Origin of the sequence: Bradyrhizobium sp. (assembly GCF_016462955.1) — a bacterium.
GTDB lineage: Bacteria > Pseudomonadota > Alphaproteobacteria > Rhizobiales > Xanthobacteraceae > Bradyrhizobium.
The window spans coordinates 1-7,530 of sequence record NZ_JAEMSD010000343.1 but is presented as its reverse complement, the minus strand read 5'-3'; the positions used below and the strand labels follow the sequence as shown (position 1 = coordinate 7,530).

The 7,530-nt window shown below is 64.6% G+C and carries 10 protein-coding genes; 2 read left to right on the top strand and 8 right to left on the bottom strand.

The genetic code is table 11. The annotated features are described in order from the left end of the window. From JHD07_RS27535 to JHD07_RS27515, 5 genes are all read right to left on the bottom strand, one after another. Window positions 1-703: aminotransferase class III-fold pyridoxal phosphate-dependent enzyme (locus JHD07_RS27535; protein WP_291627784.1), on the bottom strand; the 703-nt coding region annotated here is incomplete at its 3' end. Window positions 704-908: 205 nt separating this feature from the next. Continuing rightward, the gene (locus tag JHD07_RS27530) at window positions 909-1,076 is read right to left on the bottom strand and encodes a hypothetical protein (RefSeq protein WP_291627782.1); all 168 of its coding nucleotides are present in this window, start codon (window positions 1,074-1,076) and stop codon (window positions 909-911) included. 29 nt (window positions 1,077-1,105) lie between these two features. After that, window positions 1,106-1,669 carry an isochorismatase family protein gene (locus JHD07_RS27525; protein WP_291627780.1) on the bottom strand — a complete coding sequence of 188 codons (564 nt, stop codon included), beginning with the start codon at window positions 1,667-1,669 and terminating at the stop codon, window positions 1,106-1,108. A gap of 25 nt (window positions 1,670-1,694) precedes the next feature. After that, window positions 1,695-2,315 (bottom strand): GNAT family N-acetyltransferase, encoded by a 621-nt coding sequence (locus JHD07_RS27520; RefSeq protein WP_025035882.1) that lies wholly within the window; start codon window positions 2,313-2,315, stop codon window positions 1,695-1,697. Next, window positions 2,302-2,919 (bottom strand): hypothetical protein, encoded by a 618-nt coding sequence (locus JHD07_RS27515; protein WP_291627776.1) that lies wholly within the window; start codon window positions 2,917-2,919, stop codon window positions 2,302-2,304. The genes JHD07_RS27520 and JHD07_RS27515 overlap by 14 nt, the downstream gene beginning before the upstream one ends. 71 nt (window positions 2,920-2,990) lie before the next feature. Here JHD07_RS27515 and JHD07_RS27510 point away from each other — a divergent pair, with 71 nt between their 5' ends. Continuing rightward, window positions 2,991-4,031, top strand: coding sequence for a LysR family transcriptional regulator (locus tag JHD07_RS27510; protein ID WP_291627774.1), 1,041 nt, complete (start codon window positions 2,991-2,993; stop codon window positions 4,029-4,031). A gap of 19 nt (window positions 4,032-4,050) precedes the next feature. Here JHD07_RS27510 and JHD07_RS27505 read toward each other — a convergent pair whose 3' ends face one another. After that, on the bottom strand, window positions 4,051-5,211 hold the full coding sequence (locus JHD07_RS27505) for an autotransporter outer membrane beta-barrel domain-containing protein (RefSeq protein WP_291627772.1): 1,161 nt from the start codon (window positions 5,209-5,211) through the stop codon (window positions 4,051-4,053). A gap of 377 nt (window positions 5,212-5,588) precedes the next feature. Here JHD07_RS27505 and JHD07_RS27500 point away from each other — a divergent pair, with 377 nt between their 5' ends. Then, on the top strand, window positions 5,589-5,795 hold the full coding sequence (locus tag JHD07_RS27500) for a cold-shock protein (RefSeq protein ID WP_291627770.1): 207 nt from the start codon (window positions 5,589-5,591) through the stop codon (window positions 5,793-5,795). A gap of 88 nt (window positions 5,796-5,883) precedes the next feature. Here the strand turns inward: JHD07_RS27500 and purN are convergent, their stop codons facing one another. Next, a complete protein-coding gene (gene purN, locus JHD07_RS27495; RefSeq protein ID WP_291627786.1) occupies window positions 5,884-6,537 on the bottom strand; it encodes a phosphoribosylglycinamide formyltransferase in 654 nt (217 codons plus the stop codon). Window positions 6,538-6,551: 14 nt separating this feature from the next. Then, the coding region (gene purM / locus JHD07_RS27490) for a phosphoribosylformylglycinamidine cyclo-ligase (RefSeq protein WP_291627768.1) at window positions 6,552-7,530 on the bottom strand (979 nt) is incomplete at its 5' end.

Sequence of the window (7,530 nt, the reverse complement as noted above, 5' to 3'; positions counted from 1 at the left end):
ACTCGTCATACGCCGCGCCCATCACCGGCTCGCCGAAGAAGGCGGCGATCGTATCGGGCCCCTCCTGCTGGATCAGCGCGTCGAGCTCCTCGGCACGGCGAGTCGCGAAGGCTTCCTCGCTCTCGCCGGGGGCACCGTCCTTGTAGAAGTGCGGCGAGCCCGTGTGCAGGATGTTCGGCAGCGGCAGGTCGAACGAGCGGTGGTTGTTCGGCAGGCCGGTGAGGCTCGCCGACGCGATGGTAACGCCGTGATAGGCGCGCATCCGGCTGATCACCTTCTTGCGCTGGGGCTGGCCGAGCGCGTTGGAGCGATAGGCAATCAGCTTCAACACGGTGTCGTTTGCTTCCGAACCGGAATTCGTGAAGAACACCTTGCTCATCTTGACAGGCGCGATTGCCACCAGCTTCTCGGCGAGGTCGATCGAGGGACCGTGCGACTTGGCAGAGAACGTGTGGTAAAACGGCAGCGCCTGCATCTGCTTGTACGCCGCCTCGACCAGCCGCTTCTCGTTGAAGCCGAGCCCGACGCTCCAGAGCCCCGCCATGGCTTCGAAATAGCGTTTGCCGCTCGCGTCGAAGACGTAGGGCCCCTCGCCGCGCTCGATGACCAGGGGACCGGCCTGCTGATGGGCGCGCGCGTTGGTGTAGGCATGGAGCTGGTAGGCTACATCCCGGGCTTCTTGCGAATTGGGCAGCATGGACATTGCTAGAGATCCTTGAAAGCGTCGCATCGCAGGCAGAGCCGGCGTCATCAGTCGATGGCAAGTACCTCGCTCAAGTACTTGGCTGCCTACTTGGCTATTGCCACAGCGCAAAACTTGCAACGCCAATTCGTGGGCGGCAAGCGCTCAGCAGCGATGCACAAAGCCGCACATGACTGGAATCGGGCATCACAGCCGGAACGCCAGCTCACGCCGCGCCGTCGTCCCCGTCATCGCTCGCGGCGACGGCTTCCCTCACCTCGACCAGGGCCATCGAGAGCAGATAGACCGTCGTGGGCAGGCCAAGCCTGCGCGCCCGCTCGGCGGCACGCGTCAGATCGCTGGCCAGCTCCTCGAGCTCGTCTCCCCGCGACAATTCTCACCCCATCCACCGGTCGCGGCAGCCTACGCCGCAACGGCGCCGCTGGCTCTGACCAGTTCGGCGCTGGACTGGATCGTAGCAAAATTCGCGATGACATTCACTACCGCATGCCTGTAGGCGACGGCATCGTCCGCGCCCGGCTGCCGGCAAGCCACGGCGTCAGCGACCACATGGTAGCGATGGCTGCGGTGAAAACCCTCGACGGCGGTGGCCAGGATGGTCTCGTCCAGGGAAAAGCCGACCAGAATGCAGCGCGTCGTCCGGATACTGGACATGTGGTCCACGAACCGCGCCGAGCTATAGGCGGACGGCAGCGGGTGCTCGAACGTCATCTCTCCCGGCCGCGGCCTGGTCTGCGCGATCCAATCCGTCAGCCTGGATGACGGATTGAACCAGGCCGCCTGCGCGATGCGCTTCAGATGCATCACCGGCCAAAGATTGCCGCGCCACAGCGTCAGCAGTTCCAGACAACGCGCGGCCGTCGCATCGCCGTCCACGATGACATGGCGGCGGCCGGGGGTCAGGTACTCGACCTGGAGATCCGCACAGACCAGGATCGGCGGGTCATCGTGCATGGAAGCCAGCATTGTGTTGCGCGCAGCTGCGCCCGTTTCAGCGATCGGCGAGAGCGAGGTCCCGCAGCGGTGAGGTCACCGACCGCCCCGCTGAGGCATCGAGCACGCCGGGCCGATCCCAGTCGCCCTCGGGACGGATGATCACATAGGGATCGCTGTCCAGCGTGATGGCGTCCGGACCCGGCTCGATCTCCAGCAGCATCTCGGTGTAGGAAAAATCGGAGAATGTGATCTTGCGATTGTGACCGAGCGGCTTGGCGCCGAAATGGGCCCAGAAATCGACCAGCCGGTCCTGCGCCTGACCGTAGATCTTGCGAAAGCCCTTGCGCTTCACATAGTCGACGCTGGCCTGCACCAGCTTGAACGAGACGCGCGAGCGCCGATATTGGTGACGCACCGCCAGCCGCTCCACCTTGGCGAAATCGCCGAAGAAGCGCACCCGCAGGCAGCCCGCAGGCTCGTTGCCGACGAAGCCGATGAAATGCGCGGCAACCATGTCGTTGCCGTCGAACTCCTCCTCGAACGGACAATCCTGCTCGGCGAGATAGACCGCCGAGCGGATGGCGGTCACGAGCATGAGGTCGCTCGGATCGCGCGCGAGGCGGATGGTGATGGCGCGAGAACAGGGCTTGGCGACAGGAATTCTAGTACCGTGCATCTGCAAAGCTCCTTGACTGGATGATCGCGCCCGGCATGCGCATGGGGTGCCGATGCCAGGGGCGCTCGTAGCACCAAAGGTCGGGTTGAAAGCTCGGGACAGGCACAAAGCCCGTCGCCTTCATGATATCGCGTCCGGCCTCCGTTGACGGCTGCGCATAGCAATCCGCGCCGCGATACCTTATCTGCCGCAGATGAGCCGCGGCCTTGCCGAGACCGGCGATGCCGCGCCCCGTCGCCGCGATCGCCCAGATGTAGATGGCTGCGACGTCCTCGTTCGCCGACGCGAGATAGCGCGTCTCGGGCGCGGTGAGGCAGATCTCGTCGAGCAGCAGTGCATCGTGTCCGCAGTCATTGAGAAACAGGAAGGCCATGCCGCCGACGAGCTTGCCTTTCCGCCTGAACGTCAGAATGCTCTGAGGATCGAGCGTGAAGTATCGCGCAAGCTCCCCCGTGCCGATCTGCACCCCGGGCACCAGCCGGTGCGCCATTTCCGAAAGTTCCGCAATTTCGGAAAATTGCGCACAGCGAACATCGACATCCGGACTCAGCGGCAAGGCATCGAAATCGTGCCTTGCGGCAAACGAGCCCCTTTCCATACTCATATCACGCCTCTATCGTTCGAGGCTTTCATGCCCCGCTATGCCGATCAGCTTAGCGGCTGGGGATCAGGAGTATGCAGCAGTTATTGCACCGGGGTGCTGCGATGATGCAGCACCGTGAAGAAGCCCTGGATGCGTCTTGGGACGATTTGAAGCTGTTTTTAGCGTGCGCAAAATATAAAAGTTTTCGCAATGCAGCCGAAGAGCTCGGCCTCACCTCCACCACCCTGATGCGGCGCATCGACCGGCTCGAAGAGAGCATCGGGTGCAAGCTATTCCTCCGTGACCAGAGCGGACTCACGCTCAGCGATGAAGGCACCGCGATGATCGCCGACGTTGCACATATGGAGCGTCATGCCTTCAACGTCTTCCGCCGCGCCTCGCGATCGTCGAACGACACGTCGGGCACCGTGCGCGTCGCGGTGACGGAAGGCCCCGGGAATTTCTGGATCCTGCCGCGACTGATCGACTTCCAGAAGACCTATCGCAAGATCACGGTCGATCTGCGTTGCGCGATGGAGCAGTCCGACGTCGCGCGGCTCGAATCCGACATCGCCATCCAGCTCGAGCCGCCCACCAATCCCGACCTGATCGTCGCCAAGCTCGGCCGCCTGCACATCTATCCGTTCGTCTCGAAGGAATATGAAAGCCTCTACGGCGTGCCCGCAACGCTGGCTGAATTGCAGAACCACCGCATCATCAAGCAGAGCGCACCGCAGGTCGACGACGGCGCCTATGCCCGTGTGCTCGGATTGCAGTCGCTGGAAGGCATCGTCGGCATCAAGACCAACTCCTCGGTCGGCGTGCTCTATGCGGTCGAGCGCGGCGCCGGCATCGGCTTCCTGCCGACGGTGTCGATCGCGCTCGGCGCCCCGCTCGTCGCCGTCGATCTCGGCGTCAGCCACCACGCCGATCTCTGGCTCACCTATCACAAGGAGTTCCGCACCTCGGAGCGTCACAAGATCGTGGTCGAGTGGCTGAAGAAGATCTTCGATGCCAGGACCTATCCCTGCTTCCGCGACGAGTTCATTCATCCGGACGCGCTGGTGCCGATGATGACGGCCGCCCGGGAGGGATTTGGATTGACCGGATACGTCGCGGCAACGCCAACCTGAGACGCGGGCGAGCTTCAGCTCACCATCGATATTCGAAGCCGATCATGCCCTGGTGCGAGGTGAGCTCGTTGCGGAACTTGCCGTCGTAATTGACGTAGAGCCGTGCCACACTGGTCAGGCTGAGCGAAGCCGAGGCCCCGGCATCGACGCCGTGGCGACTCTCGCCGATGCCGGGCACCACGATGCTCTGGGTGCCCAGGCTGACCTGGATGGAGCCCAGGTCCTGATGGAAATTGTCGACGAACTTGCCGTAGGCGGAGAGGTCGAGGATCTTCTGCCCGATGATGAAATAGCGGCCGATCTCGGCTCCGACCATGAAGCGCGCGCGAGAGAGCGCGCTCGCGCCGACATTGAGCGGGTCGAGACCGCCGGCCTCCTGGAACGCGGCGCTGGTGGCACGCACATATTCCAGCGCCCCCTTGGGCACGATGCGCATCTGGTCCTTGGTCCAGTAATAGCTGATCTCGGTCAGCCCGCCGTCGATGGCGGCACCATAGCGTGCCGTCGCAAAGCCAAGGCCGGTGTCGCGGCTGGAATGGACCTTGCCGAAGCCGTGCACGACCGCAAAGGCCCAGGTCCACGGGCCCTTGTCGACCGAGCCGCTGAGGCCGAGCTGGGTGAGGTCGAGCGTTGCGGACTGCAGGGCCAGCGGCACGTCGATATCGGTGCGGCTTTGGTCGATGGAGAAGCCGATGTTGACGCCGGGCGCGAGCCTCGCGCCGAAACCGGCAACGCCACCAAAGGTCTTGCGCTTGTCGCCGACGAAGTCGCCTTGCGCATCGGTCCGCACCGACATGCCGTAGCCCTCGAACCAGGTCCGGTAGCGCGGATCTTCCGCCGCCGCCGATGCGCCGCCGCCGCCGGGATTGGTCCGGAACGCCCGGTTGACGCCGCCGGATGCCTGGCTGCCGAGCCGCTCCAGGAAGTTCGAGCCGAGACCAAGCGCAGCGTTGCCGGTCGAGCGATCGTAGCTGATCGAGGTCGGCGTCGGGATCGGGGTGGGTGACGGCGTGGGTGTCGGGGTCGGTGTGGGCGTCGGCGTCGGGCTTTGCGCGAGGACGGGCGTCGCCGCCATCATCACGGCGAATGCCAATGCCATGGCCATCGCCGCCGCGACCCGGCGGACACGGTCCTGTCCAATCGTCTGCCGTGTTCCGGTCGGCTGCGAGGCGCAGCGCATGACGCAAATCCTGAAGCAAATGGGCGGCGCGCAGAAAAGCAGCACGGTCAGCGGCGCTTACGGCGATTTGTGCCGAACTGCGACGGGGGGTCAACCGGCTGGCATGCGCCGCCAACGGCTATTGCGCCGATTGTGGTTCCGCTGCCACAGGCCGCAAATTGCGCTCGGCTGTACCGGACCCGGCCTTGAAATTCGCGCTCGGCTTGCTAACGGGCGATTTTCATGTTGCAATATCGGACACAATCGGAATTGGCCGCTCGGCTGTGCGTTTCGCGACATTGAGACTCAAGACTCGAACAGACATCCGCAAGCCCGTTTGTGGCGTGGCACGCGAAAAGCGGCCGCGTCTTTTTTGTATCTAGTGGAGGAGACTAGCGATGCCGCAAAAGGGCACCGTCAAATGGTTCAACCCGACCAAGGGCTATGGGTTCATCAAGCCGAACGGCGGCGACAAGGACGTGTTCGTCCACATCTCCGCCGTCGAGCGTGCCGGACTCTCTACCCTCAATGAGAACCAGGTGGTTGAATTCGACCTCGTGGAGAACCGCGGCAAGGCATCCGCGGAGAACCTCAAGGTCTCCTGATCGTTCTCGCGGTACGCCGAGAGATCATGACGTTGCCCCCGGCTCTGCCGGGGGATTTTGTTTGGGGCAACGAGCCAGCGCCGACGCTTCAGCCCACCACCGGCGCAACCAGGAAATTCTCCGACGCAGAGCTTCCCGCCGTCTTGCAGACCTCGCCCTCAATCCGAACCTTGCCCGTCGCGAGCAGCCGCAGCGCCTCGGGATAGATGCGATGCTCGACCTCGAGGATGCGCTCGGACAGCGTGTCCGCCGTGTCGTTGTCGCCGACGGGGACCGCACCCTGCATCACGATCGGGCCGGCGTCAGTCTCGGGGATCACGAAATGCACCGTGGCGCCGGACAGCTTGACGCCGGCGCGCAAGGCCTGGCCGTGCGGATCGAGACCGGGGAAGGACGGCAGCAGCGAGGGATGGATATTGAGCATCCGCCCGTACCACGCTTGGGTGAACTCCGCCGTGAACAGGCGCATGAAGCCGCCGAGGCAGATCAGTTCGATACCGTGTTCGTCGAGCGCCGCCTGCAACAGCTTTTCGAAGCCGGCGCGGTCCTTGCCGAACGGCTTGCTCTCGATCACCAGCGTCTTGACGCCAGCCGCCTTGGCCCGTTCGAGCCCGAGCGCATCGGCCTTGTTCGAGATCACGAGCGAGATCTCCGCCGGGAAATCCGCAGCGGCGGCGGCCCTGACCAGCGCAACCATGTTGGAGCCGCGCCCGGAAATCAGGATGGCAACGCGGCGCTTCATCACAGCGCCGCTCATTACAGCGTCATGTCGAGATGGCCGTTATAGACGACGCGGTGCTCGCCCTCGGCCGGAATCACGGTGCCGAGTTGCACCACTGTCTCGCCGGCCTCGGTGAAGACCCCGATCACCTCGTCGACCTTGTCGGGCTCGACGATTGCGATCATGCCGATGCCGCAATTGAAGGTGCGCAGCATCTCGAGCTCGGCGATGCCGGCCTGCGCGGCCAGCCATTTGAACACCGGCAGCACCGGCAGGCGCGCGAGGTCGATACCCACGCCGAGGTGCTTGGGCAGCACGCGCGGAATGTTGTCGGTGAAGCCGCCGCCGGTGATATGGGCGAGCCCCTTCACCGCGCCGGTCTCGCGGATCGCACGCAGGCAGGATTTGACGTAGAGCTTGGTCGGGGTCAGCAGCGCGCCGCCGAGCGTCATCACCGGCGCGAACGGCGCCTGCGCTTCGAAGCCGAGACCGGACTGCTCGACGATCTTGCGGACCAGCGAGAAGCCATTGGAATGCACGCCGGACGAGGCAAGGCCGATCACAGCATCGCCCGCGGCGATGTCCTTGCGCGGCAACAACGTACCGCGCTCGGCAGCGCCGACGGCAAAGCCGCCGAGATCGTAATCGCCGTCCTTGTAAAGGCCCGGCATCTCGGCGGTCTCCCCGCCGATCAGGGCACAGCCGGACTCGCGGCAACCCTCCGCGACGCCGGCGACGATCGCAGCGGTGGCGTCGGGATCGAGCTTGCCGCAGGCGAAATAATCCAGGAAAAACAGCGGCTCGGCGCCCTGAACCACGAGGTCGTTGACGCTCATGGCGACGAGGTCGATGCCGATGCCGCCATGCAGGCCGGTGTCGATCGCGATCTTGACCTTGGTGCCGACGCCGTCGGTCGCGGCCACGAGGACCGGGTCCTTGAAGCCGGCCGCCTTGAGGTCGAACAGGCCGCCGAAGCCGCCGATCTCGGCATCGGCCCCCGGGCGCGCGGTGGCG